Genomic DNA, 26,050 nt, shown 5'->3' with positions numbered 1-26,050 from the left:
GATGCTCAGGCCAGGCGGGTGACAGCGGCGTCCAGGGAGGAGAGCTTGAACATGAAGTTCTCATAGCCGCGGTCGATGAGGTTGACGCCCTCGACCCGGCTGGTGCCCTCGGCGGCCAGGGCGGCGATGAGGTGGGAGAAGCCGCCGCGCAGGTCGGGCACGACAATGTCGGCCCCCGTCAGCGGAGTGGGCCCCGAGACGACGGCGGAGTGGTAGAAGTTGCGCTGGCCGAAGCGGCAGGCGGTCCCGCCCAGGCACTCGCGGTAGACCTGGATGGTGGCGCCCATCTTGCGCAGGGCCCCGGTGAAGCCGAAGCGGTTCTCATAGACGGTCTCGTGCACGATGGACAGGCCCGTGGCCTGGGTCAGGGCCACCACCAGGGGCTGCTGCCAGTCGGTCATGAAACCGGGGTGGACGTTGGTCTCCACCACGATGGACTTCAGGTCGCCCCCGGGGTGGTAGAAGCGGATGCCCTCCTCGCGCACGTCGAAGGCGCCACCGACCTTGCGGAAGATGTTGAGGAAGGTCGTCATATCGCTCTGGTGGGCGCCGTGCACGAAGATGTCGCCGCGGGTGGCCAGGGCGGCGGAGGCCCATGAGGCGGTCTCGATGCGGTCGGGCAGGGCGCGGTGGTTGTAGCCGGAGAGCTCCTCGACGCCCTCGACGTGGATGGTGCGGTCGGTGTCCACCGAGATGATGGCGCCCATCTTCTGCAGCACATCCACCAGGTCCATGATCTCGGGCTCCACGGCGGCACCGCGCAGCTCGGTCAGGCCGTGCGCGCGCACGGCGGTGAGCAGGGTCTGCTCGGTGGCGCCCACTGAGGGGTAGGGCAGCTCGATGACCGTGCCGTGCAGGCCGCCGGGGGCGGTCAGCCGGATGCCCTGGGCCTGCTTGTCCACGATGGCGCCGAACTGGCGCAGGATCTGCAGGTGGTAGTCGATGGGGCGGTCACCGATGCGGCAGCCGCCCAGGTCGGGGATGAAGGCCTCGCCCAGGCGGTGCAGGAGCGGGCCGCAGAAGAGGATGGGGATGCGCGAGGAGCCCGCGTGGGCGTCGATATCGGCGACGTGGGCGGACTCGACCCGGGAGGGGTCCAGGTGCAGAACACCCTCGCCCGGGTCGTGCTCGATGGTCACCCCGTGGAGGGTGAGCAGGCCCGAGACGACGTCGACGTCCCGGATGACCGGCACGTTGCTCAGCACCGAGGGGGTGGCCCCCAGCAGCGCGGCAACCATGGCCTTGGGCACCAGGTTCTTGGCCCCCCGGACTGTGATCTCCCCGCTGAGCGGGCGGCCGCCCTCGACCTGGAGCAGACCGTCGACCATGCGTACCTCCATCGTGTGCAGTGTGGGAAGGCGCTGCCCCCACCGGGGCTCAGGCCCGGCTGCGCAGCCGTCCCAGCATAAGCGCACCGGCGGCGGTGGGATAACGCTCCGGCGCCCGGGGCCGGGTGGCCTTGGCCTCAGGGCGGCCCCCGCCCCTCACCCCGGCCTCACCCCTGGGAGGCGCTGGGCGCGGCTCCGGGGCGCAGGGAGGGCAGGGGCACGTGGACCACGGGCATCTCGGCGGAGCGCGCGGGCACGACCTCCTCCTTGGGCAGGTGCCTGGCCGGCAGGGTGCGGGGCTTGAAGGCCGGGCGGCTGCGCTCGTAGGCGACGATCTCCTCCTCGTGCTTCAGGGTCAGGGAGATGTCGTCCAGGCCCTCCATGAGGATCCAGCGCACGTAGTCATCGATCTGGAAGGAGCAGCGGAAGACCCCCGCCTCCACCGTGCGCTCCTCCAGGTCCACAGTCACCTCGGCGCCCGGCTCGGTCTCCAGGATCTTCCACAGCTGCTCGCAGTCCTCCTGGCTGATGATCCCGGCCACGAGCCCCTGCTTGCCGGCGTTGCCGCGGAAGATATCGGCGAAGCGCGGGGCCAGCACAACGCGGAAGCCGTAGTCCTTCAGCGCCCACACGGCGTGCTCGCGCGAGGAGCCGGTGCCGAAGTCCGGGCCCGCCACCAGCACGGAGGCGCGCTTGTAGGCCTCCTGGTTGAGGATGAAGTCGGGCTCCCCCGCCCGCCAGCCGGCGAACAGGGCGTCGTCGAAGCCGGTGCGGGTGATGCGCTTGAGGTAGACCGCAGGGATGATCTGATCGGTGTCCACGGCACTGCGGCGCAGGGGGGCGCCGATGCCGGTGTGACGGATGAACTTCTCCATGATTCGGTGACTCCTTCGCGTCCTCAGGCCACGGCCAGGGCCGACGGCGTCGCGGCGCCCGCCCCGGCGCCGTCCTCATCGAGCGGGGGCAGGTCCGCGGGGGTGGACAGGGTCCCGCGCACGGCGGTGGCGGCGGCCACCACCGGGGAGACCAGGTGGGTGCGCCCACCCTTGCCCTGGCGTCCCTCGAAGTTGCGGTTGGAGGTGGAGGCCGCCCGCTCCCCCGGGGAGAGCTGGTCGGGGTTCATGCCCAGGCACATGGAGCATCCGGCGTTGCGCCACTCGGCCCCGAAGTCCTTGAAGACCCGGTCCAGGCCCTCGGCCTCGGCCTGCAGGCGCACGCGCGCCGAGGCCGGCACCACCAGCATGCGCAGCCCCTCGGCTTTGCTCCGCCCACGGATGACCTCGGCGGCGGCCCGAAGATCCTCGATACGCCCATTGGTGCACGAGCCCAGGAAGACGGTGTTGACGGCGATCTCGCGCAGCGGGGTGCCCGGGGCCAGGTCCATGTACTCCAGGGCCCGCTCGGCCGCCAGGCGCTCGGTGGCGTCGGCGATCCGCTCGGGGTCGGGCACGGCGGCGGAGATGGGCAGCCCCTGGCCGGGGTTGGTGCCCCAGGTGACGAAGGGCTCGATGTCGGCGCCCTGGAGGACCACCTCGGTGTCGAACACGGCGTCGTCGTCGGTGCGCAGGGAGGACCAGTACTCCACGGCCGCCTCCCAGTCCTCGCCCTGGGGGGCGTGGGGGCGATCCTTGAGGTAGTCGAAGGTGACCTGGTCGGGGGCGATCATGCCGGCCCGGGCACCGCCCTCGATGCTCATGTTGCAGATGGTCATGCGGGCCTCCATCGACAGCGCCTCGATGGCCTCGCCCCGGTACTCGATGACATGGCCCTGGGCTCCGTTGGTGCCGATCTTGGCGATGATGGCCAGGATGATGTCCTTGGCGCCGCTGCCCGGGGGCAGGTCGCCCTCGATGGTCACGCTCATGGTCTTGAACGGTGCGATGGGCAGGGTCTGGGTGGCCAGGACGTGCTCGACCTGGGAGGTGCCAATGCCGAAGGCCAGGGCGCCGAAGGCGCCGTGGGTGGAGGTGTGGGAGTCGCCGCACACCACGGTGGTGCCCGGCTGGGTCAGCCCCAGCTGTGGGCCCACGGCGTGGACGATGCCCTGGTCGGCGTCGCCCAGGGAGTGGATGCGCACCCCGAACTCCCGGCAGTTGGCGCGCAGGGTCTCGATCTGGGCGCGGCTGGTGACATCGGCGATGGGCAGGTCTATGTCCAGGGTGGGGGTGTTGTGGTCCTCGGTGGCCAGGGTCAGGTCGGGCCGGCGCAGCCGGCGGCCGGCCAGGCGCAGGCCCTCGAAGGCCTGGGGGCTGGTGACCTCGTGGACGAGGTGCAGGTCGATGTAGAGCAGATCGGGGGCACCGTCACTGCCCTGGGACACGATGTGATCGCGCCAGACCTTCTCCGCGAGGGTCATTCCCATCGCAACGCACTTCCTTCCATGCACAGGCCACTGAATTCTGAGGCTGAGCGGGCGCTGCGCACCGGCCACCATTAATATGGTGGCCAGGATGCTGACACCGCGCCACTTCTAGTCGGATGGAGACTACTTGAAGTCTCACCTCCTGGGATGGGAATATCAGAGTATGGACAGTTCGATCGAGAGCGAGAGCAGCGGCGTCGGCGTCATCGACAAGGCCTGCCTCGTGCTCAACGCCCTGGAATCGGGCCCCGCCACCCTGGCCCAGCTCGTGGCCACCACGCACCTGGCGCGCCCCACCGCCCACCGCATCGCCGTGGCCCTGGAGTTCCACCGCCTGGTCACCCGCGATGGGCAGGGGCGCTTCACCCTGGGGCCCCGGCTCAACGAGCTGGCCGCCGCCGCGGGCGAGGACCACCTCCTGGCCGTGGCGGCCCCCATCCTGGCGGCACTGCGGGACAAGACCCACGAGTCCGCCCAGCTCTACCGGCGCCAGGGCGATGTGCGCATCTGCGTGGCCAACGCCGAGCGGCCCATCGGGCTGCGCGACTCCATCCCGGTGGGGGCCACGATGTCCATGCAGGGCGGCTCGGCGGCCCAGGTGCTCCTGGCCTGGGAGGAGCCCGACCGCCTCCACCGGGGCCTGATGGGCTCGCGCTTCAACGCCACCATGCTCTCGGCGGTGCGGCGCCGCGGGTGGGCCCAGTCCGTCGGCGAGCGCGAGCCCGGCGTCGCCTCGGTCTCCGCCCCGGTGCGCGGCGCCGGGGGCAAGGTGGTCGCCGCCATCTCCATCTCCGGTCCCATCGAGCGCATGGGCCGCCAGCCCGGGCGCACCCACGGCCCCGTGGTCATGGCCGCGGCCCGGCGCCTGACCGAGGTGCTGCGCAACGAGGACTGAGCGCGCACGGGGATGGCCGAACGGGGTCTTGACGGCCGGGGAGCCGGCCCGGCCGGCCACCACCGCAGCGGCAGGTCGTCGGCCTGTCCGCGCTCAACGGCCCGCACATGGCGGGGTTGTCTGCACTTCGCAGGTGTTGTCTGCACGATGCACCCCTGGGAGCCCTCCATCCTGCAGACAGCACCTGCATTCTGCAGACGACCCTGCGTTCTAGGCCCGCCACCGCGGCCGGTCATCGCCTCCACCGGGTCAGGTGAGGGCCGGCGCAGTCAGCGCCTCGGTGAGGGCCGAGGCATGGTCGCGAAGGTAGGCGATGTCGCGCAGGTAGACCGCGTCGTGCCCCTGGTCCAGGTGCGATTGGAAGGCGGCATCCCCCCTGGCCGCCTCGGCCCGCATGTAGCCGACCAGATCGGCCAGCCGCTGGCACAGGACCTCGATCACCCGCGCGCGATCCACCTCGCCGTAGTGATCGCAGAACAGCCTGGCCCGCCGAGCCTGCTCGGCCAGTGAGCCGAACCCGATCTCATTGCCCGGCGCCGTCAGCGGGGCGAAGCGGTAGACCGCATAGGCCACATCGCGGATGCGGGGGCCCGGGTGCGCGGTGTCGAGGTCGATGAGGCCCACCACGCGGCTGCCGTCGAAGACGCAGTTGTACGGGGCGATATCGCCGTGGCAGATGACCTCGTAGGGCTCGACCGCCTCCAGCATCCAACCATCGATCACCTGGGTCGCGAGGTCGCGCGTCACCTCATGCCATTCGCGCAGCACCCCGGCCACCGAGACAAGCGCCTCATCGCTGCGCAACCGCTCAGGCAGTGGGTAGCCTCCCGCCTCCCCCTCGATGAACCCGAGAATCTGCCGCCCGTCGTCGGAAAGACCGAGGAAGCGGGGCGTATAGGCGAAGCCCCTGCCCTCCAGCTCGATGAGCAGGCGCTCAACATTGGCACTTCCCTGCCGCCGCGAGCGCAGGACCCGGCCACCGACCCTGGTCACGCGGGTCGACCCGCCGCCGAGATCCACCACGGCTCCGCTCATCCCTTCTCCCCTCATCCTGCCCCCGGGAGGCCCCGACCCCGAAGGCCCGGCCCTGGTCCCCCGACCCGGTTCCGCCTCAGCGGCGGTGGGCGATGGCCCGGCGGTAGGCCTCCACCGCCCGGCCCACCACATGGCCCCACTGGGGCCCGGGCGGGACCGTGTCATTGTGCTCCTTGATGCGCGCCAGCAGCTCGGGCTCGGTCAGCAGCCGGACCAGAGCCCGGGTCAGGCCGGCGTCGTCGTCGGCCAGCAGGCCATCGACGCCGTCGGTGATGAAATCGCTGACGCCCGACAGGCGCGGCGCGACCACCGCCAGGCCCGCCGCGCGGGCCTCCAGCACGCTGATACCGAAGGACTCCATCGGATTGGCCTGCAGGTAGATATCGGCCCGGGTGAAGGCCTGCGCCAGCTCGCTGCGCTCCACCCGGCCCGCCAGCCCGATGCGGTCGGCCACCGGACTGGCGGCCACCTCGCGGGCCACACGCTCGCGCATGGGCCCATCACCGTACATCTCCAGGACCGCATCCGCGCCGCTGCGCTCCACCGCCGCGGCGAAGACCCGCACCACCTCAAGGGGGCGCTTGCGCTCGATGAGGCGCAGCGAGGCCACCACCCGCAGCGGCCGCGGTCCCTCCTGCCCGGCCGGGCGCTCCAGGTGCCAGTGCTCCAGCGTGATGCCATTGGGCAGGAGGCCCACGCCCCCACCGGCCCCGGCGTGCTCCACCTCGCGGGCGAGCATGGAGGACACGGCGGTCAGGTCCGCATGGCGCTGCCAGCGCCTCACCGGGCTGAGCGGCCCCAGCGCCGCCCCGGCGCGGGCCCAGGAGCCCAGGACGCAGTGGAAGGTGATGGCCAGGGGCAGGCCCCGCGAGCGTGCGGCGGCAATGCCCGACCAGGCGAAGGGCGAGACGATCCCGACCTGGACGTGGACGACGTCGGGGCGCCAGCGCTCCATGACCGCCCCGATCTCCCGGCGCCCCCGTGGATGGACCGGCAGCTCGGCGGGCAGGGGCACCGTGGTGCGGAAGACCGGGAAGCCGTCGGGGTTCTCCACGCTGCGGCCCCGGGCCGGCCCATCGGGGGTGGCGGTGACGACGGCGGGCTCGTGGCCCGCGTCCAGGAGGTTGCGGGCCAGGTCGCGGACCTGGGTCTCGATCCCGCCCAGGCGCGGCGCATAGCAGTCGGAGACGATGAGGATGCGCATGCCGCCAGTGTGCCACGCACCGGCGGCGCCACCGGCCGCCCTGACCGCCGTGGGCCGACCCCGCGCGGGCTCAGGCGGGCGAGCCCGCGCCGCCGGTCCGCAGCTCGGCGATGGCCGTCTCGAAGTCCTCCAGGCAGTCGAAGGAGGAGTAGACCGAGGCGAAGCGCAGGTAGGCGATCTGGTCGAGCTCGCGCAGCGGCCCCAGGATCGCCAGGCCCACCTCGTGGGAGTCCACGAGAGCCTGGCCCCCTGCCCGGATGGACTCCTCGACCTTGTGGGCCAGAAGCGCCAGATCGTCGTCGGAGACGGGCCGGCCCTGGCAGGCGCGGCGCACCCCCACCATCACCTTGTCCCGACTGAAGGGCTCGACGGCACCCGAGCGCTTGCGCACCGACAGGCTGGTGGTCTCCAGGGTGGTGAAGCGCCGCCCGCACTGCTGGCACTGGCGTCGACGGCGGATGGAGGCGCCGTCCTCGGCGGTACGGGAGTCAACGACGCGCGAGCCGTCATAGTGGCAGAAGGGGCAGTGCACGCGGACATCCTCCGATTTTCATCGCCTCGCGGTCACTGGGAGATTAAACGCCCACCTCCTCCAATAGCAAGAGGCAGTCATGGGTGGCCGGTGATTGATCACCAGGGACTGCGGTGCGCCGCCGCCTGCGGCCCCCACCAGGCCCGGCGGCAGCCCTGGGCCGGCGCCCCAGGACCGAAGGGCCTAGGCGGAGGCGCTGAGCAGGCGGGGGCGGGACAATGCGCGGGTGCCATGGCGCATCGGCAGGGGGCAGAGGCTGTTGGCCGGTGGCACCAGCACGTAGGCTGGCCTCGGGCGGGCGACAGTACGGTCCGCCAGTCGATCCCATCGAGGAGAAGAACGTGTCCGACCGCATCACCAACACTGCTGAAGGCTCCTACCCGACTTCCCGCTCCGGTCGCCCCTCCAAGGTCGCCATCATCGGCGCAGGAGCCGTTGGCTCCACACTCGCCTACGCCTGCGTCACCAAGGGCGTGGCCCGCGAGATCGTGCTGCAGGACATCGCCAAGGAGAAGGTGGAGGCCGAGGCCCTGGACATCGCCCAGGGCATCCAGTTCACCTCCGCCGGCGCGGTCTCCGGCTCCGACGACCCCGAGATCTGCCGGGACGCCGACGTCATCGCCATCACCGCCGGCGCCAAGCAGAAGCCGGGCCAGTCCCGCCTGGAGCTGGCCGGGGCGACCGTGGGCATCATGGAGAAGATCCTGCCCAAGCTCGTCGAGGTCGCCCCCAACGCGATCTTCCTGCTCGTGGCCAACCCGGTGGATGTGGTCACCTACTGCGCCAAGAAGATCACCGGGCTGCCCGAGAACCAGGTCTTCGGCTCGGGCACCGTACTGGACACGGCCCGCATGCGCTACCTGGTCTCCCTGGAGACCGGGACCGCCACCCAGAACATCCACGGCTATATCGCCGGTGAGCACGGCGACTCCGAGGTGCCGCTGTGGTCCTCCACCGAGATCGGCGGCGTGCCGATCACCCAGTGGGGCGCCACCCTGGACGGCGGGGTCTTCGATGAGGCCAAGCGCGAGCGCATCGCCCACGACGTCGTGCGCTCGGCCTACCGCATCATCGAGGGCAAGGGCGCCACGAACTACGCCGTGGGCCTGGCGGTCCAGCGGATCATCAGCGCCGTCCTCAACGACGAGCAGCGCGTGCTGACCATCTCCCCGCTGCTGGAGGACTGGCACGGCATCTCCGATGTGTGCATGGCCGTTCCCACCATCGTGGGCCGTGAGGGCGCCGGGCGCCGCCTGGAGCTGCCCCTGACCGATGGGGAGCACACCGCCCTCAAGGCCTCGGCCGACCACCTGCGCGAGGTGGCCCGCGGCCTGGGCTACTGAGCCCATCGCCGGCCCCCGAGGGCTGATCGGAGGGGCCCGGGCATCTGACGTGCCCGGGCCCCTCCGGTAGGCACTCGCTACAGGGAGCGCAGAACGGTGACGACCTTGCCCATGATCGTCGCGCGGTCGCCGTCGATGGGGGCATAGTCGGGGTTGCGCGGCAGGAGCCACTGGTGGCCGTCGCGCCGGGAGAGCACCTTGACCGTGGCGCTCGCGCCGTCGACGTCCTCGATGAGCGCGGCGACGATCTCGCCATTGGCGGCGTCCGCCTGGGCGCGCACCACCACCCAGTCCCCGTCGCAGATGGCGGCCTCGATCATGGAGTCGCCGTGGACCTCGAGCATGAACAGCTCTCCCCCGCCGGTCAGGCGCCGCGGCAGCGCCATGACGTCGGCGACCTCCTGCTCGGCCAGGATCGGGCTGCCCGCGGCGATGCGCCCGACCAGTGGCACCGCCACCGCCTCCCCCTCCTCGACTCCGGGCAGGGCCTGCAGTCCTCCCGACCACCGGCCCTGAGCCCCAGGATCGCCAGCGCCCTGCGGTGGGGCCAAGGAGGGGTCCTCCTCCTGCGCGCTCGGGCCCGGGGGCACCGGGGGCGGGGAGACGATCTCCATGGCCCGCGGGCGCTTGGGGTCGCGGCGCACCAGGCCCAGGCGCTCGAGCTTGTCGAGCTGGTGCTTGACCGAGGAGGGGCTGGTCAGGCCCACTCGCGCACCGATCTCCCGCAGCGAGGGCGGGTACCCGCGCACCGAGACAGCCTCGCGCACCGCCTCGTAGACGGCCAGCGCCCGCTCGTCCAGGTCGCCCAGGATCTCGGCGACGGTGGGCGCGGCCGCCCGCCCGCCCGCCTCCCGGTCCACTGTGGTGCTCATCTCCCTGCCTTCCCCTGTCATTACCCGTCATAGCGCCCCTGAGCGCGGCGACGGCGCTCCAGGGCGCGTCCTCGTGTCGGTTTTCGTGTCGGTGCCCCGTGGTGGTCTTGACACGTCAAGCCTAGAGGCAGGACGGGCACAGTTCAAACACCTGTTCGAAGAGGTGCTGGACGCTCCCGCCTCCAGGCAGTAGTCTATCGAACAGTTGTTCGTCGAACACGTGTTCAGGAGGAAGACATGAGCGCCACCATCGCCCCGCCCCGGCCCAGTGCCGGAAACCCCAGGCAGGCATCCTCCCGCAGGCCCACGCTGCGACTCGTCCCGAGCACCGGGGTGCAGGATCCGGCCGCCCCAGCGGCGCAGCCCCACCCGGCGCCGCGCCCGCAGCTCGGCAGCCGACCCGCACGCCACCTGCGCCTGGTCACCAGCGCCGCGATCGACGCCGTCACCGGCATGGGCATCGGGGCGGGCGCCTCCCGCCCCGATGGGATCCCGCTCCCCCTCCCGCCCTCCCCGGCCGGCGCCTCCCCCGAGACCGCCGGTCCCACCAGTGCAGCAGTGCCGCTGACACCCCCGGCAACGGCTCCGTCCCTCCGCGCCCCGGCACCCCGGCGCCCCGGCGAGCCCCTGGCCCTGCGCGACCCCGCCGTCCACCCGTCTAGCCGCCCGGGGGCCACGCAGGCCCACTCCGAGCGGCGCGGTGCCAGGATCGCGGCCGGGATCACGACCGGGATCGCGGCGCTTCCCGACCCGCCGCGCAGGACCTCCACCCCGGCCCGGCGGCAGGGCTCCCGCACGGCGGCCGGCAGCACGACCCCGGCCGGCAGGGCGGCATCGACCAGGGCATCAGGCAGGACGGCGCTCCTGGCCCCCAACCACCCAGCGGTGCGCTCGGCCAGGATCCGCTCCGCGCAGGAGGCCGCCCTCGGCGCCGGCAGCGCTCGGGCGCTGCCAGCCACCGAGCAGCGGGCTCCGCGCCGCTCCGCCTCCTCCCAGGCCCTGCCCCTGCCGGTGCGCCGCTTCATCGCCGCCCTGGGCGCCTGCCTGATGGTCATCATGCTGATCTCCTCCGGCCTGGTGGTCTCCGGCCTGGCCAGCACGCAGCCCACGCGCACCACCACGACGGTGGTCCAGCCCGGGCAGTCCCTGTGGGAGGTGGCCTCGGCCACCGGCTCCTCGGATGTGCCCCAGACGGTGGCCACGATCGTGGAGCTCAACGGCCTGGACAGCCCCACCATCCACGCCGGCGAGACACTCACCATCCCGGTGCACTGACGCCGGGGCGACTGAGACCAAGGCGGCGCAAGACCGGAGGGCGGCCGGGGCCGATGCTCAGTCCCGAGCGGCCAGGCGCTCCAGCGCGCCGCGGACCACCTCAGGATCCGTCGTCGGCCACAAGGCGGGAATGGAACGGGTGAGGAATCCCGAGTAGCGGGCGGTGCGCAGTCGGGAGTCCAGCACCGCGACCACACCGCGATCGTCTGCCCGGCGGATGAGGCGCCCGGCCCCCTGGGCCAGGAGCAGGGCGGCATGGGTGGCCGAGACGCTCATGAACCCATTGCCTCCCGCGGCCGCCACGGCCTCGGTGCGCGCCTGGGCCACCGGGTCGTTGGGGCGCGGGAAGGGAATGCGGTCCATGACCACCAGGCGGCAGGTACGCCCGGGCACATCCACCCCCTGCCACAGGCTGAGGGTGCCCACCAAACACGCCCGCTCGTCGGCCGCGAAGGCCTCCACCAGTGCCGGCAGGCTGTCCTCCCCCTGGGCATGGACCGGTAGATCGGTACTGCCGCGCAGCACCTGCGCCGCCTCCTGGGCCGCCTGCCGGGAGGAGAACAGCCCCAGCATGCCGCCCTGCGAGGCCTCGACCAAGGCCAGCATCTCATCCAGAGCCGCCTCGGAGATCCCCGCGCCGGGCCGGGGCAGGTGGGCGGCCACATAGAGGATGCCCTGGCGCGGGTAGTCGAAGGGGGAGCCCACATCGATGCCCTCCCAGGCATGACCCGCCAGCACCAGTCCCAGGGACCGGGCCACCGGGTCGAAGCTGCCGCCCAGGGCCAGGCTCGCCGAGGTCAGGACCACGGCCCTGTCCGCCAGGAGCGCATCGGCCACCGGCCCCGCCACATCGATGGGCGCGATGAGCAGCCGGGCCGGATCATTGCCCATGCGGGGCCGCTCCACCCAGGCCACATCGCGGCCGCGCGCCACCGAGTCCGAGACCATCCTCTCCACGGCATCCAGCAGATCCCCCACCGCGGTGCGGGCCAGGGCCAGGCCACCCGCACCGCCTGCCGCTTCGGCACCACCGCGCTGGCCGGCGGCGCGGGCCCGCTCGCGCACATCCACGGCCACCTGGCGGGCGGCGGCCTCCAGCACCACGAGGGCATCTCCCAGGGCCGCCGGCAGACCTCCCTCCAGGCGGCCCTCCGGCATCTGGGCCAGCACCAGCTGGAGCTGCTGGCCGGCGGCCTCCAGCTCTGAGACCAGCACGGAGGCGTGCTTGCGCGCGGTGGCCGCAGTGCGGGCCACCGCCGCCGCGGAGAGCAGCACCGTGCCCTGGGAGCGCACCCGATCAGCCAGCTCGTGGGCCTCATCGACCACCAGCACCTCATGCTCGGGCAGCAGCCCCGGGTTGCCCGCCGCCACCACCCCCAGCATCGAGTGATTGGTGACCACCACATCAGCCTGGGCGGCCTGGGCCCGGGCCGCCTCGGCGAAGCAGTCGCGCCTCAGGGGGCAGGAGGCCCCCAGGCACTCGTTCCTGGCCACCGAGACCTGCGCCCAGGCCCGGTCAGAGACCCCGGGCACCAGATCATCGCGGTCACCGGTGCCGGTGCGGGCGGCCCATTCGCGCAGCCGCACCACCTGCTCCCCCACGCTGGCCTCGCCGCCCTCGCCGACCGCGGGCCGGGCCACCGCCTGCCCGGCGTCGAACAGGGCGCCGTCGTCCTCGGGGTAGCCGCCCTGGAGCCGGTGGAGGCACAGGTAGTTCTGCCACCCCTTGAGCAGGGCCGTCACCGGTCGGGTGCCGCTGACATGCTCCACCGCCTCGGCGGCCAGTGGGGCGTCCTTGACCAGGATCTGCCGCTGAAGGGCGAGGGTCGCGGTGGACACGACCACCCGCTGGCCGGTGGACACCGCGTGGACCATGGCGGGAACCAGGTAGCCCAGGGACTTGCCCGTCCCGGTGCCCGCCTGGACCAGCAGATGGGCGCCGTCCTCGATGCTTCGGCTCACCCGGGCGGCCATAGTCGCCTGCCCCTGGCGGGGGCTGCCGCCCAGGCGCTCGACGGCGGCCTCCAGGGCCTCGCGCACCTGCTGCTCATGCTCCCCGGGCGGGGGCGCCGTACTCGCCACCGGCACTCAGGACTGGGCCGATGGGCGGGCGGCCGACTCGAGCTCTGCCGCCAGGGCGGCGCTGACCCGGGCCACGATCCGGGTGCCGTCAGGGGCGTAGTCGATGGTCTCGATCTCGCCCTCGGCATGCACCCGGGAGACCAGGTCGCCGCGAGAGTAGGGCACCACCAGGTCCACCGTCACCTCGGGGCGCGGGAGCATCTGGTCGATGCGCTCGCGCAGGGCCTCGATCCCCTCCCCGGTGCGCGCCGAGACCACCATGGCCCCCGGCAGGCGCGTGCGCAGGGCCGCCAGGGTGACGGCGTCGGCCAGGTCGGCCTTGTTGAGCACGATGAGCTCGGGGACCTCCAGGGCGCCCGGGATCTCCGAGAGCACCGTGCGCACGGCGGCGATCTGGCTGACCGGGTCGGGGTGGGCGGCGTCGACGACGTGCAGCAGCAGGTCCGCGCCGGCCACCTCCTCCAGGGTGGAGCGGAAGGCCTCGATGAGCTCGTGGGGCAGGTTGCGCACGAACCCGACGGTGTCGGTCAGGGTGTAGACGCGCCCATCGGCGGTCTCGGCCCGGCGCACCGTGGGATCCAGGGTGGCGAACAGGGCGTCCTGGACCATGATCCCGGCGTCGGTGAGCCGGTTCATCAGCGAGGACTTGCCGGCGTTGGTGTAGCCGGCGATGGCCACCGAGGGGATCCGCCCGCGGCGGCGGGACCCGCGCTTGGCCTGCCGGGAGGGCTCCATGGCCTTGATCTGCCTGCGCAGCTTGGCCATGCGCTCACGGATGCGGCGGCGGTCCAGCTCGATCTTGGTCTCGCCGGGGCCGCGCGAGCCGATCCCCTGCCCCCCGGCCACGCGCCCGCCGGCCTGCCGGGACATCGACTCGCCCCAGCCGCGCAGGCGCGGCAGGAGGTACTCCAGCTGGGCCAGCTCGACCTGGGCCTTGCCCTCCCGGGACTTGGCGTGCTGGGCGAAGATGTCCAGGATGAGGGCGGTGCGGTCGACGACCTTGACGCCCACGGCATCCTCCAGGGCGCGGCGCTGGGAGGGGGCGAGCTCGCCGTCGACGATGACCGTGTCGGCGCCGTTGGCCGCCACCATGTCCGCCAGCTCACGGGCCTTGCCGCTGCCCAGGTAGGTGGCCGGGTCGGGGTGGTCGCGCCGCTGGATGAGGGCGTCGAGGACCTCCGAGCCGGCGGTCTCGGCCAGGGCGGCCAGCTCGCGCAGGGAGGTCTCGGCGTCCTGGGAGTCCTGCTCGGCCCGGGCGGTGGCGGAGCCCAGGCCCGTCGCCGGGGCGGCGCGCCGGGTGGACAGGTCCAGGCCGACCAGGACGACCCGCTCCAGGCGGACCTGGCGGTACTCGACCTCGGAGACGTCCTCGAGCTCGGTGGACAGCCCTGCCACCCGCCGCAGGCCGGCGCGGGCCTCGCGCTCGATGGCGCCGTCGTCGAGGTCCCCGCCCTCCTGCGGGCCGGCCAGGGAGCCGGTGGAGGCGGCGGTGGAGGCCAGGGCGGTGCCCGTGCGCGACAGGACGCGGGCGACGATGTCCTCGGCCGTCGTCGTGGGGGGCGCGCCCGCAGAGACTGCAGCGTCAGCAGAATCGGCCGGGCCCGCGGGGTCCGCGGAGCAGGCGGAGTCAGTGGAGTCAGGGGTGGGGTGGTGGGTCACAAGGATTCCTTCTCGTCGGCATACGCGTCGGCCCGCTCCCGGGTGGGTGGAAGCAGCCCAGGGGCCATCGGGCCTGCAGGGGACTGGGGGGCGAGTGCCTGTGGCGTCACAGGCGGCTCAGCGCATACGAAGAATCCACATGAGGCAGGACTATAGCGCCCGGTCCCGTGCGAGGCCAGTGCGACCCGACGGCGGGAGGCGCCCGCCCCTGCCCGCAGGCCCAACCCCGGCACGGGCATCGCCCGGCGAGCGGCTCGGTAGCCTGAGCATTGTGAGCCATGCCCCTGCTGCTGACGAGCCGTCCCCCGCACTCTCCCTGCGCAACACCCTGGTCACCCGTCAGGGCCATCTGGTGATGGCGATGCTCGTGGTCGAGCTGCTGGCCGGGATGCAGATCTATATCAACCAGACCGTCCTGCCCCTGCTGGCCACCGACCTGCACGCCCGCAGCCACTATGGTCTGGTGACGGCGGCCGCGCAGGTGCCCACCTTCCTGACCATGCCTCTGGGCGGGGCGATGCTCGCCCGCTGGCGGGCGGATCGGCTCATGACGGCGCTGACGGCCCTCCTGGTCGTGGGTGCCGTCCTGGGCGCGCTGGCCCCGGGCATCGAGGTATACGTGGCAGGGGAGGTGCTGCGGGGCCTGGCGGCCGGGGCGCTGGCCACTGTGTCGATGGGCGTGCTCGTGGCGGGCCTGCCCGATGCCTGGCGGCGACTGTTCCTGGCCGTGGGGTCGGCGACCTGGGTGATCTCCTCACTCCTGGGCCCCGCCTACGCCGCCACCATCTCCGAGCTCTACAGCTGGCGCTGGGCGCTGGTGGCCTACATCCCCCTGCTCATCGGGGCGCGTCTGGTGATGTCCCGTGAGATCCGCGGCCTGCGGGTGGGCCAGGATGAGGGAGCCGGGGCCCCCTGGCCGGCGGCACTGGCCCTGGCGGGCGGGGTGGGGATCATCGGCGCCCTGCCCGCGGCCGGCCCCTGGTTCTGGCCGGGCTGCGCCATGGGGGTGGCGGCGGCACTGTGGGCCTGCGCGCGGGTCTTCCCGCCCGGCACGCTGCGCCTGGTCCCGGGGCGGCGGGCCGGGATCGCCACCCTGGCCTGGGTCAGCACCGCCTACCTGGCCCTGGACTACCTCGTGGCCCCCGCGGCCCACGATGTCCTGGGCCTGGATGCGGGCATGATCGGCTGGGCGCTCACGGCCGCGGGCGTGGCCTGGTCCGCCGTGGCGCTGTGGAACGGCTCCAGGCCCGCCCGGGCCCCCGGCCGCTACATGCGCCGGATCTGCCTGGGGGCGGTGTGCTTCGTCGTCGGCGGGCTGATCATGGCAGCGGCCTTCCACGGGCAGGCGCCCTGGTGGTGCATGCACGTGGGCTTCACCCTGGCGGGGGCGGGCATGGGCCTGAGCCACCAGGACACGATCATCCGCTGCGTGAGCCCGCCCCCGGCCCAGGAGGACCGGCCCGGGGACGGCATCTCCGAGGCGCGCGCCGCGACCTCGGTGACCATCGCCTCGGCGGCGGGCGCCGCCACCCTGGGCACGCTGGCCGCCGCCTTCGTGGCCCCCACCGATCTGGGGGTGGAGCAGGACCGACTGGTGGGGATCGTCATCGTCCTGGTGGTCCTGCTGGCGGCCACCCCGCTGCTGGCCCGGCGGGCGGCCTGAGCCGCCGGCCCCCGCCCGCTGCACATCTTCAGCCACGGATCGGGCCCAGGGCCCCGGGTTTTCCGCATGATCGCGTCGGGGGCCCGGTTGAAGATGTGCAGCGGGGCGGGGCGGGTGGTGGCGGTAGCCTGGCGGGCGTGAGCGAGCAGCACTACTTCAGCCCCTCCCCCCAGGCTCCCGCGCAGGAGCGCACTCACCGCTTCCTCATTGACGGCCACCACTACGAGGTGGTCACCGCCTCGGGGGTCTTCAGCACCGATCGCCTGGACAAGGGCACCCAGGTGCTGCTGGACCACGTGCCACGCCCCCCGCAGGAGGGGACGCTGCTGGACCTGGGCTGCGGCTGGGGCCCCATCGCACTGGCTCTGGCGCAGGCCTCCCCCGGGGCCGAGGTGCTGGCCACCGACATCAACGAGCGCGCAGTGGAGCTCACCGCGCGCAATGCGGCCCACGCGGGCCTGGGCAGTATCAGGGCCTGCCGGGCCGATCACCTGCTTGGCGAGCTGCGGGCCTCTGGCCGAAGGGTGGATCTCATCTGGTCCAATCCGCCGGTGCGCATCGGCAAGGAGGCCCTGCACGAGCTGCTGTGCACCTGGCTGGCCCTGCTGTCGCCAGGCGGCGAGGCCTGGCTGGTGGTGGGCAAGAACCTGGGCGCGGACTCCCTGGCGCGGTGGCTGACCGACCAGGGGTGGGCGGCGTCGCGCGAGGCCTCCTCCAAGGGATTCCGGGTGCTGCGGGTGCGCCGGGGCTGAGCCTCCGGCGCTCGCCTGGCACACAGGCGGCTGGGCGTGGGAGCGGTGCCGGTGCGCTCTATGAGTGCGGTCCGCCTCTGCGCCCCCGTCCGTGATCCCTGTGGTCGGCCCGGCATGACCCGGTGGCATGGTCCTCGCTCATGTACCGCACAGGCTGATGCCGGCGGTTGGCGTCGTGCGCGTCCGTGGCACTTAGGGCTGCGGCGCCTGAAAGCGCCGCCAATCCTGGTTCGGATCCTGGGGCGGCTCCGGGGCGTACTGACCAGGGACCGGCTGGCCCGGGGCGTACTGACCAGGGACCGACTGGCCCGAGGCGTACTGACCAGGGACCGACTGACCCGGGGCGTAGTGGCCCTGGAGCGGCTGCGTCGATGCAGCAGGGTCGGCCATGTACTGGCCCGGGACCGGTTGGCCCGGGGCGTACTGGAACTCAGGGACGGGGGCGTAGGCCGATGGCTGCTGGCCGGGGACCTGAGAGGAGGGTCCGGCGGCATAGCCCGGGAAGGACTGCCCCGCTGCCTGTGGCAGGTACTGCCCGACCGGGGTGGCGACCCCCATCTGCGCAGGAACGGCCATCGCCTGGCTCTGCTTCTTGCGCCGTGACATCACCACCGCCGTGACGACTCCCGCCGTCCCACCCAGAACGACCAGGAGGAGCACCGCCCACACCCATGACGCGACTCCCGGTGAGTCGGCGCCCTCGGCGCGCATCTCGCCCTCGCGCTGGGCGTTGTCCCAGCGCACGGTATCGCCGTCGATCTTCCCGCTCTTCGAGGCCGACTCCACGTCACCGGGGAAGACGACCGCGACCTCGGCCTTGTCCATGGAGTCGAAGGTGCCACTGTCGAAGACGACCTCATACGTCTTCTCCTTGTGCCTCACCGAGACGTCGGTTCCCAAGAAGTCATCAGCCGAGGACATTCTCATTCCCTTAACCGTGATCCGGCAGGCAGGATCACCGTGGATTTCAGTCGTGGCGACCGTGATATCACCATCAGTATCCGAGAAATTGGAGATATCGCAGAAGTCATCCAATTCACTGCTCGATCCCCCCTCCTCCACCAGGATAACGTCGACATCCACCTTGCCGTCCTCACGAAAGGTCAAGGTGTACTTCAGGTGGGAGTCGCCGTAGGCGGCGGCAGCCGGCGGAGCGCAGACCACCACAAATGCGGGCAGCAGCATCACCAGCAGCGCAGGCAGGAGACGAGAACGCAGCGCACGGAGGGAAGGGCTCATACGTGGAATGCTATCGCTATTCGACCCTGCTGGGGAGCGCATGAGAACTCACGACGGCGACCATGGATACTCATCCCCATCAATGCCCATACCACCCCGTGCACCCGGGGAGACGAGCCCGGCGGCGCCCTCCTCGATCGAGACGGCCAGATCGCTGCCGAAAAGGCGCCACCGGAGATCAGCATCCCGAAGACCCGGGGTGGGGCGCGACCCCACGCCCCCCGCCGGCTCACCGCGCCCGGGAGACCCGCAGGTCGACCGCTGCCACCACGGCGGCCAGGGCGATGATAAGGACCTCCAGCGCCAGGCCCACCTGGGTGGCCGTCCCCCAGCCCCGGCGGGCGGCGACGGCGAAGGCCAGGCCGGTGATCATCGCGATGCCGATGGAGGTGCCGATCCTCTGCCCCGTCTGCATGACCCCTCCGGCGGCCCCCGCATGCTCCACGGGCACATCCGCCAGGGACAGTGTCTGGTTGGGAGTGACGACCATTCCCTGGCCGATGCCCAGGATGCCCAGGCTCACCGCCATCCACCAGGGGCTCCACCCGGCACTGGCCTGGAGGTGGACCACCCCGATCGAGGCGGTCATCCCGATGATCCCCAGGATCATGCCCCACAGGACCATCGCCCGGCCCACCCGGGCGGTCCTCCGGCCGGCGGCCGCGGAGGAGATCCCACTGGCCAGCGCCGAGGGCACGGAGATGAGCCCGCTGGCCAGGGCGCTCAGGCCCAGGCCGGTCTGCACGTACTGGACGACGATCAGCCACACCGCGGTGTACCCCATGAAGTAGATCGCGATGGTCAGGCTGCCGAAGGCGAAGGAGGGGATGCGGAACAGCTCGAGATTGACCATCGGCGATCTGCCGCGCCCGGCGTAGCGCCGCTCCCAGGCCGCCCACGCCAGGATGACCAGGAGGCCGACGAGGAGGAGCGACCAGATCCACCCGCCGTGGCCGGCGGCGGTGAAGGGAAGCATGATGAGGACGGTGCCCAGGGTGAGCAGGAGCATGCCCACGGGGTCGAGGTCGGGCAGGCGGCCTCGGACCGGGCGCTGCACGGGCCGGCCCGCCGTACTCCCCCGCCCGCCGTCGTCTGCGGCGGTGTCGGGGGCGTCGGCGGGGCCGGCGCTGGCGGGCTCGCCCCGCTGCCTCCGGCCCCAGGCGCTGGAGGGAAGGGCGCGCCAGGCGGCCCCGGCGCCCGCCAGGGCGAAGGGGACGTTGATGAGGAAGGAGGAGCGCCAGCCCCACTCCGGGCCGAGCCAGCCGATGAGTCCCCCGGCCAGGATCGGGCCGAGCGCCACCGAGATCCCGATGATGCCTCCCAGAAGCCCATAGGCCCGCCCGCGCAACTCACCGGCGAAGTACTGCTGGATCATGCCGGTGACCTGCGGGTTGAACAGGCCGGCACCAACACCGGTGAGCAGGCGCGCCAGGTTGAGGCCGACGGTGTTGGGGGCCAGTCCGGAGGCCAGTGAGCCCAGCCCGAAGACCAGCAGTCCGACGATGAAGATCCGGCCCCGCCCCAGCACGTCGCCGGCCCGTCCCGCGGGCACCAGGAGCACGCCGAAGACCAGGGCGTAGCCGGAGACCAGCAGCTGCAGTCCGCCGCTGCCGGTCCCCAGGTCGCTGCCGATGGCGGGCAGGACGACGTTGATGCTGGAGACCGCCAGCAGCGAGACGAAGGCCGGGATGAGCAGGATGGCCAGGAGGCGGCGCTGCCCGGGACTCATCGTGGGGCGGCCGGCTGAACTGCTTGCGGGGGTGGCTGGAGCGGCGGGGTCGGGTTCGGGCGGAGCAGGCACCGGGGGAGGCTATTCCTCCAGGCCCTCAGTCGTACAGTGCGGGACCTCCATCCACGCCGGTATCCGGCTCATGCCCCGCTGCGGGGCGGGGCGGGATGCTCGGTCGGACCGGTCTGGGCCGACGACGCCGCCTGTGCCCTGTCGGGGGCCGGTGCGGGATCCCCGGGGGCGGACCAGCGCCCGCGGCGCAGGTCGATGGCCAGGCCGATCCCCAGGGCGATGAGGGCCGGCAGGATCCATCCGGTCGAGGCGCTCCACACCCCGGTGCGCGCCAGGGCCTGCCCGGGGGCCGACCAGCCGACCTCCTCCAGGGCCGAGACGGCACCCAGCACTCCGGCCACGGCCACCGGCCAGGTGTAGGCCGCCCGCAGGTGCCCAGGGGCCAGGGCGTCCAGGAGCGTGACCACCACCAGGCTGATCGTCATCGGGTAGAGCAGGAGGGTCAGGGGTGAGACGATGGTCAGGATCGCACCGAGCCCCAGATTGGCCAGGAGCATCGACAGGGCGGTGCCTCCCAGGAGCTGGCGGTTGAAGGGCACCGCCGGCCAGGCGGCGTAGGCGTAGCCCGCCCAGGCGGCCAGGAGCCCCACCACCGTGGTCAGGCAGGCCAGGATGACGATGGCGGCGAAGATGATGACACCGAGGGCGCCCAGGGACTGGGCGGCTGCCGCACGCAGGAGCGCGGCGCCGTCGTCGGCGGGCCCGGGGGTGCGGGCGCCCACGAGGGCCAGGCCGATGTAGACGCAGGCCAGGAGGGTGGCGGCGATGATGCCGGCCAGGCAGGTGGCGCGCAGGATCTGGCGGGGCTGCGCGATGCCCCGCTGCCGCAGGGAGGTGATGACGACGATGCCGAAGACGGTGGCCGCCAGTACATCCATGGTCAGGTAGCCCTGGGTCAGGCCGGTGCCCAGCGGGGCCCGGGCGTAGGGGCCCTCGGCGGGGCGCGGGACCCCGGTGGCGGTCAGCAGGACCGCCCCGCACAGGACGGCCAGCAGGGCCAGGAGCGCGGGTGTCAGCCAGCGGCCGATGGAGTCGGCCATCCGCCCGGGGCGCATGGCGATGAGGAGGGCCAGGCTGAAGAACACCACGATGTGGAGGGCCAGGACCCAGCCCCCGGGCCTGAGGCCCATCAGCTCCAGGACGGGGCGGGTGGCCAGCTCGTAGGCGACGGTGGCCACCCGGGGCACGGCGTAGAGCGGCCCGATCGACAGGTAGACGGCCAGGGGCATGAGCACCCCGAAGCGCGGGCCCACCCGGCGGGCCAGTCCCAGGATGCCCTCCCCGGAGGTGGATACGGCCATGATGGCCACCAGGGGCATGATCACGCCGGTGGTCAGGAAGCCTGCCATCACGGCGGGCAGCCCGCTGCCCGCCGAGGCCCCCAGGACTGGGGGGAAGATGAGGTTGCCGGCCCCGAAGAACAGGGCGAAGAGCATGAGGCCGGTGGTCACGGCGCTCAGGGCGCCCGCAGCGGGCCGGGAGGACGGCGCTGTCCTGTGGATGGTTGGGTGGGTCACGGTGTCTTTTCTTGGCTCGTGCCGGGATGCTCGGGTCCCGGCAGACGGGTCAGGGGGCGAGGTCTCGGGGCTCAGGGCAGGCGCACGCGGGCGGTCAGCTGCGCCGGCCCGGTGAGCAGGATGGAGGCGCCGGGGGCGAGCGGATCGGTCCCCACGTGCACGCCCAGCTCCCCGCCCGGCACGAGCAGCCGGTAGTCCTGGGTGGCGTGATCGGCGTCCTGCCCGCTCCACAGGCTCAGGGCCACGGCGGCGGCGCAGCATCCCGTTCCGCAGGAGCTGGTCTCCCCCACGCCCCGCTCCAGGATGCGCAGGCGCGCCACGCCGACGCTGCGCCCCGTGTGCGGGTCGGTCTCCTCGCCCAGGGGGACGACGAGCTCCAGGTTGGTGCCGGCCTCGGGCTCGGGGTCGTAGCGCACCGGCGCACCGGAGTCGCGCAGGCCCGCGAACTCGGCGGCCTCCAGCTCCTCCTCATCGGCCAGGGCGACGACGGTGTGCGGGTTGGGCATGCGCACGCTCAGTGCCGCCCGGGGCCCGTCGAGCCCGGGGACCTCGACGGCGGTGTCCCACCCCTCCTCCTGGGCCCGCCGGGGGTGCGCCAGGCGGGCGGGCCCCATGTCCACCGTCCACAGGTCGCCCAGGCGGGTGATGGTGCGGGCGCCTCCGCGCGTGCCGATGGTCAGGCTCTGCCCGTCGGCGGTGGGGGCAACGCCCTCGGCGTCCAGGACGTGGGCGAAGAGGCGGGCGGCATTGCCGCACATCTCGGCCACGGAGCCGTCGGCGTTGTAGTAGTCCATGAACCACCTCGCCTCCGGGACCGCGGCCGCGAAGTCCTGGGCCCCGGGAAGGGCTGCGGTGCGCACGACGCGCACGAGGCCGTCGGCGCCCACGCCTGCGCGCCGGTCGCTCAGCGCGGCGATATCGCCGGCGCTGAGCGCCACCTGGCAGTCGGGGTCGATGAGCAGGAGGAAGTCGTTGAGGGTGGCGTGGCCCTTGAGGAGCTCGCGCCCCTGAAGGCCTGTGGCGCCGCCCTGGTGGGGGCCTGAGGTGTCCGGCATGGGCCCCAGCCTAAGGGACGGCCGGCCATGGGCTGCTGCGTGCGGGGATTCCCAGGGCCTTCCCGGACCCCACTGCTCCGCTCTCGCCCCTCTCACCGGGGCCCTGCGGTGGGCGGGCGCCGTGTCCACAGCCTCAGGACCCGCCCCTGGGAGGGGGCACCTGGGCCGGGCCGGTGCGCCTCAGTCGGCCAGGCGCGCCTCGAGCAGGCCCAGGGCCGCCCCCAGGGCCCGCCCGGCGGCCTCCCGCGGCGGCGGGGCACCGGCGCCGCCCAAGGCCTCGCGGCCGGCCGCGCCGCCGGGGGCAGCGCCGCGGGTGGGCACGGTACCGGTGTCGATCCAGTGCACGCGCGGGTCGCGGCGGAACCACTTGATCTGGCGCGAGGCCAGGGTGCGCGTGGCCTGGACGGTGCGGGCGATGGCCTCCTCGTACCCGAGATCGCCGTCGAGGACCTCCAGGGCCTGGCTGTAGCCGATGGCCCTGGGCGCGGTACTGCCCTCGCGCAGCCCCCGGCCCACCAGCTGCTCGACCTCCTGGAGGAGCCCGGCATCGAACATGGCCCGGGCGCGGGCATCGATGCGGGCATTGAGCCCCTGGCGCTCGGGGCGCAGGGCCAGGTGGAGGGTGGGGGCGGCGTCCCGGTAGTCGGGCAGGCCGGCAGAGAAGGGCCGACCGGTGATCTCGATGACCTCCAGGGCGCGCACGATCCGACGGGCATCGCCGGCCTCGATGCGCCGGGCCGCCAGGGGATCGCGGCGGGCCAGCTCCTGGCGCAGCGCCTCCAGCCCCTGGACGCGGGCGCGCTCCTCCAGCGCACGGCGCACCCGGGGGTCGGTGCCGGGGAAGTCGATGTCGTCGGTCAGGGCCCGCACGTAGAGCCCGGAGCCTCCCACGATGATCGGCACGTGGCCGCGGGCCTCGATGGCCGCCAGATCCGCCCGGGCGTGACGCTGGTAGGAGGCGACATTGGCCTCCTGGTGGACCTCCAGCACGTCGATCTGATGGTGGGGCACGCCCCGGCGCTGGTCGAGGGGCACCTTGGCGGTGCCGATGTCCATGCCCCGGTAGAGCTGGGAGGCGTCGGCGTTGACGATCTCGGCCCCGTGGCCGGCGGCGGCCAGGTGCTCGGCCAGGTCCAGGGCCAGGTCGGACTTGCCGGTGGCGGTGGGCCCCACCACGGCGATGCGCAGGCCCACTCAGATCTCCGGCAGCAGGGGGCCGACAGCGCTGAGGGCCTGGGTGCAGGCCGACAGGGCGGTGTTGAGGTGGAGGCGCAGCTGGGCGTCGGTGATGCCCGAGCTCATATCCATCATGTAGGTGGCCCGCACCCGGGGCCCCACGGGGCTGTCCAGGATGCCGACGGTGGGGAAGAACTTGTCGCGGTTCCAGTCATTGGCGCTGGCGGCGATCTCGTCGCGCTGGGAGACCGGCGCCGGGTCCTGCCAGTCGCCGGAGACCAGGAGCCAGCCGTCGTGGCCCTGGGGGATCTCGATGACGAAGGGGAAGTCGTCCCAGGTGCCCAGCAGGCAGGCGTGCCCGTCCTCGTCGTGGCGGCGCACGGCGTAGCCCATCGGGCCGGTGATGGTGTGCTCGACACGGTCGAGGTCGAGGGCGTCGATCGCCTCGGGCCCGCCGAGGAGCCGCCCGGCCCCCTGCGCACCCGGGATGCCGGTGCCCCTGGCGGAGGCCGGGGGCTCCACGCCCTCGGCCGGGTCGATACCGGCCCCACCCGCACCAGTGGTGCCCGTACCCGTCTCGCCTGCGCCCGAGACACCCGGACCGGCGCTGTCCTGGCCAGCCGTCTTAGCGCCCGCGGGGCCTGCACCGCCGCTCCCAGCCGCCTGCGGCTCCGGCGGGAGGGAGGCCGGCGCTGAGGCGGAGCCGGCACCGGGCCCGGTGGGCTGGGCCGGGGCCTGCGGGGCGCTGCGTCGTCGGGGGTCGGAGCCGGGCCCCGCGGGTCCTGAGGCCCCTCGGCCCCGCCGGTCCTCCTGGGGCCCCGCAGTATCCGCCGGCGGGCAGGAGGTGGGGTCCTGCGGGGGCAGGGCGCGCTGGTCCCAGCCCTTGCCCAGCAGCCTGAGGATGAAGTCGGTGAGGCGGTGCTTGCGTCGTGCCATCAGGGCTCCAGGCTACCGCGCAGCGGATCGGGGAACTGGTCCTCGGCCTCCCTCATGAGGGCGATGATGAGCCGGCACCCGGTGAAGATGAACTCGGAGAGCTGCTGGTCGGTCATGCCCGCGCCCAGGGGGTAGGTGACCTCTCCGTGGAGGCGCACGACGCCGTTGTCGGAGATGGTCAGGTAGGCCTTGGGGCCGATGCGCGTAATGTTCCAGTCCTCCACCAGGTCGCGCAGTGGCCCGAGGGACTCGGTCTCGGCGATACGGTGCCACACGCCGCGCAGCTGGACGGCGCGCGTGTCCTGGAAGACGACGTGGACGGTCACCAGCCTCCAGGGGATGCCCACGTCCCCCTCGTCGTCGACGAAGTACCTCAGCCCCAGATCCTGGACGCAGGCCCGCACGCGCTCAGCGTCGACCGGCGTGGGCGCCGCGGGCACAGGGGCATCGGATCTGGACATGGCGCCCAGGGTAAGCGGTGGGGGCATCGGCCCGACGGCACATCCCGGCGGCTCCACCATGAGCGCAATACCCTCCCGCCTGCGGCCGGGAGCACCCGACCGCACCCGCCAGCACTCGGGGGCGGGCCTCGGCGTCGGTACGCCGCCGTGGGGGCGACGGGAATAGCCGGGACGGGAGCCTGGTTGGAATGGACAGCCCGCTCATAAGAATATGTGCGGCGAATCCCAAGAATCATAGGTGACATCATGAAGTTTGCGCGTCAACGCCGCCGCCCCCTGCTGATCCTGGGCGCTGCGGGCCTCCTCGTCCTGGCCGCCGGCCTGGCGGTGTTCAAGCCGTGGCTGCTGCTGGTCGACGTCAAGGTCGACGACGAGGTGCCCGTGGTCGCCGCAGCGCCCGCCGCCCCGGAGGCGGGGGGCGCGGAGGCGGGCGGCACCGATGCCGCCGCCGACCCCACCGCCCAGGGGGACTCTGGGGCCGCCGTGGTGGTCTCCAGCGGGACGTTCATCTCCCACGAGCACGAGACCAGCGGCACGGCCAGCATCGTGCGCCACCCCGACGGCTCCCACCAGCTGGTCCTGGAGAACCTGGAGACCTCCAACGGCCCCGATGTGCGCGTGTGGCTCAGCGCCGGCCCAGTGGTCGAGGGCAGGGACGGATGGTTCACCGCGGGCGAGCACGAGCACCTCGATGTCGCCCCCATCAAGGGCAACCGCGGCAACCAGGTCTACGACCTGCCCGAGGGCTTCGACCCCTCGGTGTGGCCGACCGTGGACCTGTGGTGCGAGGACTTCTCCGTCTCCTTCGGCGCCGCCGCCCTGGAGCAGCCCTGATCCGGCCCCCTGGAGGCCGCCAGTCCCGA

Annotated in this window: 22 protein-coding genes; 6 read left to right on the top strand and 16 right to left on the bottom strand. The window is 72.9% G+C overall.

Going from position 1 to position 26,050, the window contains the following annotated elements; translation table 11 throughout:
• Nucleotides 1-5: 5 nt before the first annotated feature.
• The 3 genes from murA to leuC all read right to left on the bottom strand — a co-directional run bounded on the left by murA (nucleotide 6) and on the right by leuC (nucleotide 3,690).
• On the bottom strand, nucleotides 6-1,328 hold the full coding sequence (murA, locus tag MANAM107_RS10210; protein ID WP_179900568.1) for a UDP-N-acetylglucosamine 1-carboxyvinyltransferase: 1,323 nt from the start codon (nucleotides 1,326-1,328) through the stop codon (nucleotides 6-8).
• A gap of 167 nt (nucleotides 1,329-1,495) precedes the next feature.
• Nucleotides 1,496-2,203 (bottom strand): 3-isopropylmalate dehydratase small subunit, encoded by a 708-nt coding sequence (gene leuD, locus MANAM107_RS10205; RefSeq protein WP_223908023.1) that lies wholly within the window; start codon nucleotides 2,201-2,203, stop codon nucleotides 1,496-1,498.
• Nucleotides 2,204-2,226: 23 nt separating this feature from the next.
• The gene (leuC, locus tag MANAM107_RS10200; RefSeq protein ID WP_223908020.1) at nucleotides 2,227-3,690 is read right to left on the bottom strand and encodes a 3-isopropylmalate dehydratase large subunit; all 1,464 of its coding nucleotides are present in this window, start codon (nucleotides 3,688-3,690) and stop codon (nucleotides 2,227-2,229) included.
• Nucleotides 3,691-3,853: 163 nt separating this feature from the next.
• Between leuC and MANAM107_RS10195 the strand changes: the two genes are divergently transcribed.
• Nucleotides 3,854-4,585: an IclR family transcriptional regulator gene (locus MANAM107_RS10195; protein ID WP_179900564.1), complete on the top strand. Its 732-nt coding sequence runs from the start codon at nucleotides 3,854-3,856 to the stop codon at nucleotides 4,583-4,585.
• A gap of 249 nt (nucleotides 4,586-4,834) precedes the next feature.
• On the opposite strand, the gene MANAM107_RS10190 is transcribed toward MANAM107_RS10195, so the two are convergent.
• The 3 genes from MANAM107_RS10190 to nrdR form a co-directional block, all read right to left on the bottom strand.
• Complete coding sequence (locus MANAM107_RS10190; protein ID WP_223908017.1) at nucleotides 4,835-5,620, bottom strand: phosphotransferase; 786 nt, start codon at nucleotides 5,618-5,620, stop codon at nucleotides 4,835-4,837.
• A gap of 76 nt (nucleotides 5,621-5,696) precedes the next feature.
• Nucleotides 5,697-6,824, bottom strand: a complete 1,128-nt coding sequence (locus tag MANAM107_RS10185; protein WP_223908015.1) for a glycosyltransferase family 4 protein — start codon at nucleotides 6,822-6,824, stop codon at nucleotides 5,697-5,699.
• 70 nt (nucleotides 6,825-6,894) lie between these two features.
• Complete coding sequence (nrdR, locus tag MANAM107_RS10180) at nucleotides 6,895-7,356, bottom strand: transcriptional regulator NrdR (RefSeq protein ID WP_179900562.1); 462 nt, start codon at nucleotides 7,354-7,356, stop codon at nucleotides 6,895-6,897.
• Between the two features lie 341 nt (nucleotides 7,357-7,697).
• Between nrdR and MANAM107_RS10175 the strand changes: the two genes are divergently transcribed.
• The gene (locus tag MANAM107_RS10175) at nucleotides 7,698-8,699 is read left to right on the top strand and encodes an L-lactate dehydrogenase (protein ID WP_179900561.1); all 1,002 of its coding nucleotides are present in this window, start codon (nucleotides 7,698-7,700) and stop codon (nucleotides 8,697-8,699) included.
• A 77-nt stretch (nucleotides 8,700-8,776) separates the two neighbouring features.
• On the opposite strand, the gene lexA is transcribed toward MANAM107_RS10175, so the two are convergent.
• Nucleotides 8,777-9,571, bottom strand: coding sequence for a transcriptional repressor LexA (lexA, locus tag MANAM107_RS10170; protein WP_223908013.1), 795 nt, complete (start codon nucleotides 9,569-9,571; stop codon nucleotides 8,777-8,779).
• 237 nt (nucleotides 9,572-9,808) lie between these two features.
• Between lexA and MANAM107_RS10165 the strand changes: the two genes are divergently transcribed.
• Complete coding sequence (locus tag MANAM107_RS10165; RefSeq protein WP_223908011.1) at nucleotides 9,809-10,846, top strand: LysM peptidoglycan-binding domain-containing protein; 1,038 nt, start codon at nucleotides 9,809-9,811, stop codon at nucleotides 10,844-10,846.
• Nucleotides 10,847-10,903: 57 nt separating this feature from the next.
• On the opposite strand, the gene MANAM107_RS10160 is transcribed toward MANAM107_RS10165, so the two are convergent.
• Nucleotides 10,904-12,928 carry an ATP-dependent DNA helicase gene (locus MANAM107_RS10160; protein WP_505606732.1) on the bottom strand — a complete coding sequence of 675 codons (2,025 nt, stop codon included), beginning with the start codon at nucleotides 12,926-12,928 and terminating at the stop codon, nucleotides 10,904-10,906.
• Nucleotides 12,929-12,934: 6 nt separating this feature from the next.
• Nucleotides 12,935-14,587: a GTPase HflX gene (hflX, locus tag MANAM107_RS10155; protein WP_373314047.1), complete on the bottom strand. Its 1,653-nt coding sequence runs from the start codon at nucleotides 14,585-14,587 to the stop codon at nucleotides 12,935-12,937.
• Nucleotides 14,588-14,858: 271 nt separating this feature from the next.
• Between hflX and MANAM107_RS10150 the strand changes: the two genes are divergently transcribed.
• On the top strand, nucleotides 14,859-16,250 hold the full coding sequence (locus MANAM107_RS10150; protein ID WP_223908009.1) for an MFS transporter: 1,392 nt from the start codon (nucleotides 14,859-14,861) through the stop codon (nucleotides 16,248-16,250).
• Nucleotides 16,251-16,378: 128 nt separating this feature from the next.
• On the top strand, nucleotides 16,379-17,002 hold the full coding sequence (locus MANAM107_RS10145) for a class I SAM-dependent methyltransferase (RefSeq protein WP_223913067.1): 624 nt from the start codon (nucleotides 16,379-16,381) through the stop codon (nucleotides 17,000-17,002).
• Nucleotides 17,003-17,194: 192 nt separating this feature from the next.
• On the opposite strand, the gene MANAM107_RS10140 is transcribed toward MANAM107_RS10145, so the two are convergent.
• From MANAM107_RS10140 to MANAM107_RS10110, 7 genes are all read right to left on the bottom strand, one after another.
• Entirely contained in the window at nucleotides 17,195-18,241 is a 1,047-nt protein-coding gene (locus MANAM107_RS10140; RefSeq protein WP_223908008.1) for an LppM family (lipo)protein, read from the bottom strand.
• 229 nt (nucleotides 18,242-18,470) lie between these two features.
• Complete coding sequence (locus MANAM107_RS10135; protein ID WP_223913064.1) at nucleotides 18,471-19,970, bottom strand: MFS transporter; 1,500 nt, start codon at nucleotides 19,968-19,970, stop codon at nucleotides 18,471-18,473.
• 140 nt (nucleotides 19,971-20,110) lie between these two features.
• The gene (gene brnQ, locus MANAM107_RS10130; protein WP_263421962.1) at nucleotides 20,111-21,478 is read right to left on the bottom strand and encodes a branched-chain amino acid transport system II carrier protein; all 1,368 of its coding nucleotides are present in this window, start codon (nucleotides 21,476-21,478) and stop codon (nucleotides 20,111-20,113) included.
• A gap of 152 nt (nucleotides 21,479-21,630) precedes the next feature.
• Nucleotides 21,631-22,614, bottom strand: a complete 984-nt coding sequence (gene dapF, locus MANAM107_RS10125; RefSeq protein WP_223908004.1) for a diaminopimelate epimerase — start codon at nucleotides 22,612-22,614, stop codon at nucleotides 21,631-21,633.
• Between the two features lie 180 nt (nucleotides 22,615-22,794).
• A complete protein-coding gene (miaA, locus tag MANAM107_RS10120) occupies nucleotides 22,795-23,802 on the bottom strand; it encodes a tRNA (adenosine(37)-N6)-dimethylallyltransferase MiaA (RefSeq protein WP_223913061.1) in 1,008 nt (335 codons plus the stop codon).
• Between the two features lie 6 nt (nucleotides 23,803-23,808).
• Nucleotides 23,809-24,726: a YbjN domain-containing protein gene (locus MANAM107_RS10115; RefSeq protein WP_223908002.1), complete on the bottom strand. Its 918-nt coding sequence runs from the start codon at nucleotides 24,724-24,726 to the stop codon at nucleotides 23,809-23,811.
• A complete protein-coding gene (locus tag MANAM107_RS10110) occupies nucleotides 24,726-25,187 on the bottom strand; it encodes a YbjN domain-containing protein (protein WP_223907999.1) in 462 nt (153 codons plus the stop codon). Before MANAM107_RS10110 ends, MANAM107_RS10115 begins: the two co-directional genes overlap by 1 nt.
• A 246-nt stretch (nucleotides 25,188-25,433) precedes the next feature.
• Between MANAM107_RS10110 and MANAM107_RS10105 the strand changes: the two genes are divergently transcribed.
• Nucleotides 25,434-26,021 carry a DM13 domain-containing protein gene (locus MANAM107_RS10105; RefSeq protein WP_223907996.1) on the top strand — a complete coding sequence of 196 codons (588 nt, stop codon included), beginning with the start codon at nucleotides 25,434-25,436 and terminating at the stop codon, nucleotides 26,019-26,021.
• Nucleotides 26,022-26,050 lie beyond the last annotated feature (29 nt).

Source organism: Actinomyces capricornis, from assembly GCF_019974135.1.
GTDB lineage: Bacteria > Actinomycetota > Actinomycetes > Actinomycetales > Actinomycetaceae > Actinomyces > Actinomyces capricornis.
The sequence above is the reverse complement of the archived record's forward strand: the minus strand, read 5'-3'. Positions and strand labels throughout refer to the sequence as shown.

Excerpts from the sequence above, each read along its gene's own strand:
- MANAM107_RS10185 (WP_223908015.1), bottom strand. The coding sequence starts at position 6,824 with ATGCGCATCCTCATCGTCTCCGACTGCTATGCGCCGCGCCTGGGCGGG.
- dapF (WP_223908004.1), bottom strand. The coding sequence starts at position 22,614 with ATGCCGGACACCTCAGGCCCCCACCAGGGCGGCGCCACAGGCCTTCAG.
- lexA (WP_223908013.1), bottom strand. The coding sequence starts at position 9,571 with ATGAGCACCACAGTGGACCGGGAGGCGGGCGGGCGGGCGGCCGCGCCC.
- brnQ (WP_263421962.1), bottom strand. The coding sequence starts at position 21,478 with ATGCTCTTCGCCCTGTTCTTCGGGGCCGGCAACCTCATCTTCCCCCCA.
- MANAM107_RS10165 (WP_223908011.1), top strand. The coding sequence starts at position 9,809 with ATGAGCGCCACCATCGCCCCGCCCCGGCCCAGTGCCGGAAACCCCAGG.
- MANAM107_RS10140 (WP_223908008.1), bottom strand. The coding sequence starts at position 18,241 with ATGAGCCCTTCCCTCCGTGCGCTGCGTTCTCGTCTCCTGCCTGCGCTG.
- MANAM107_RS10190 (WP_223908017.1), bottom strand. The coding sequence starts at position 5,620 with ATGAGCGGAGCCGTGGTGGATCTCGGCGGCGGGTCGACCCGCGTGACC.
- leuC (WP_223908020.1), bottom strand. The coding sequence starts at position 3,690 with ATGGGAATGACCCTCGCGGAGAAGGTCTGGCGCGATCACATCGTGTCC.
- MANAM107_RS10115 (WP_223908002.1), bottom strand. The coding sequence starts at position 24,726 with ATGGCACGACGCAAGCACCGCCTCACCGACTTCATCCTCAGGCTGCTG.
- MANAM107_RS10135 (WP_223913064.1), bottom strand. The coding sequence starts at position 19,970 with ATGAGTCCCGGGCAGCGCCGCCTCCTGGCCATCCTGCTCATCCCGGCC.
- MANAM107_RS10195 (WP_179900564.1), top strand. The coding sequence starts at position 3,854 with ATGGACAGTTCGATCGAGAGCGAGAGCAGCGGCGTCGGCGTCATCGAC.
- murA (WP_179900568.1), bottom strand. The coding sequence starts at position 1,328 with ATGGTCGACGGTCTGCTCCAGGTCGAGGGCGGCCGCCCGCTCAGCGGG.
- leuD (WP_223908023.1), bottom strand. The coding sequence starts at position 2,203 with ATGGAGAAGTTCATCCGTCACACCGGCATCGGCGCCCCCCTGCGCCGC.
- MANAM107_RS10110 (WP_223907999.1), bottom strand. The coding sequence starts at position 25,187 with ATGTCCAGATCCGATGCCCCTGTGCCCGCGGCGCCCACGCCGGTCGAC.
- MANAM107_RS10105 (WP_223907996.1), top strand. The coding sequence starts at position 25,434 with ATGAAGTTTGCGCGTCAACGCCGCCGCCCCCTGCTGATCCTGGGCGCT.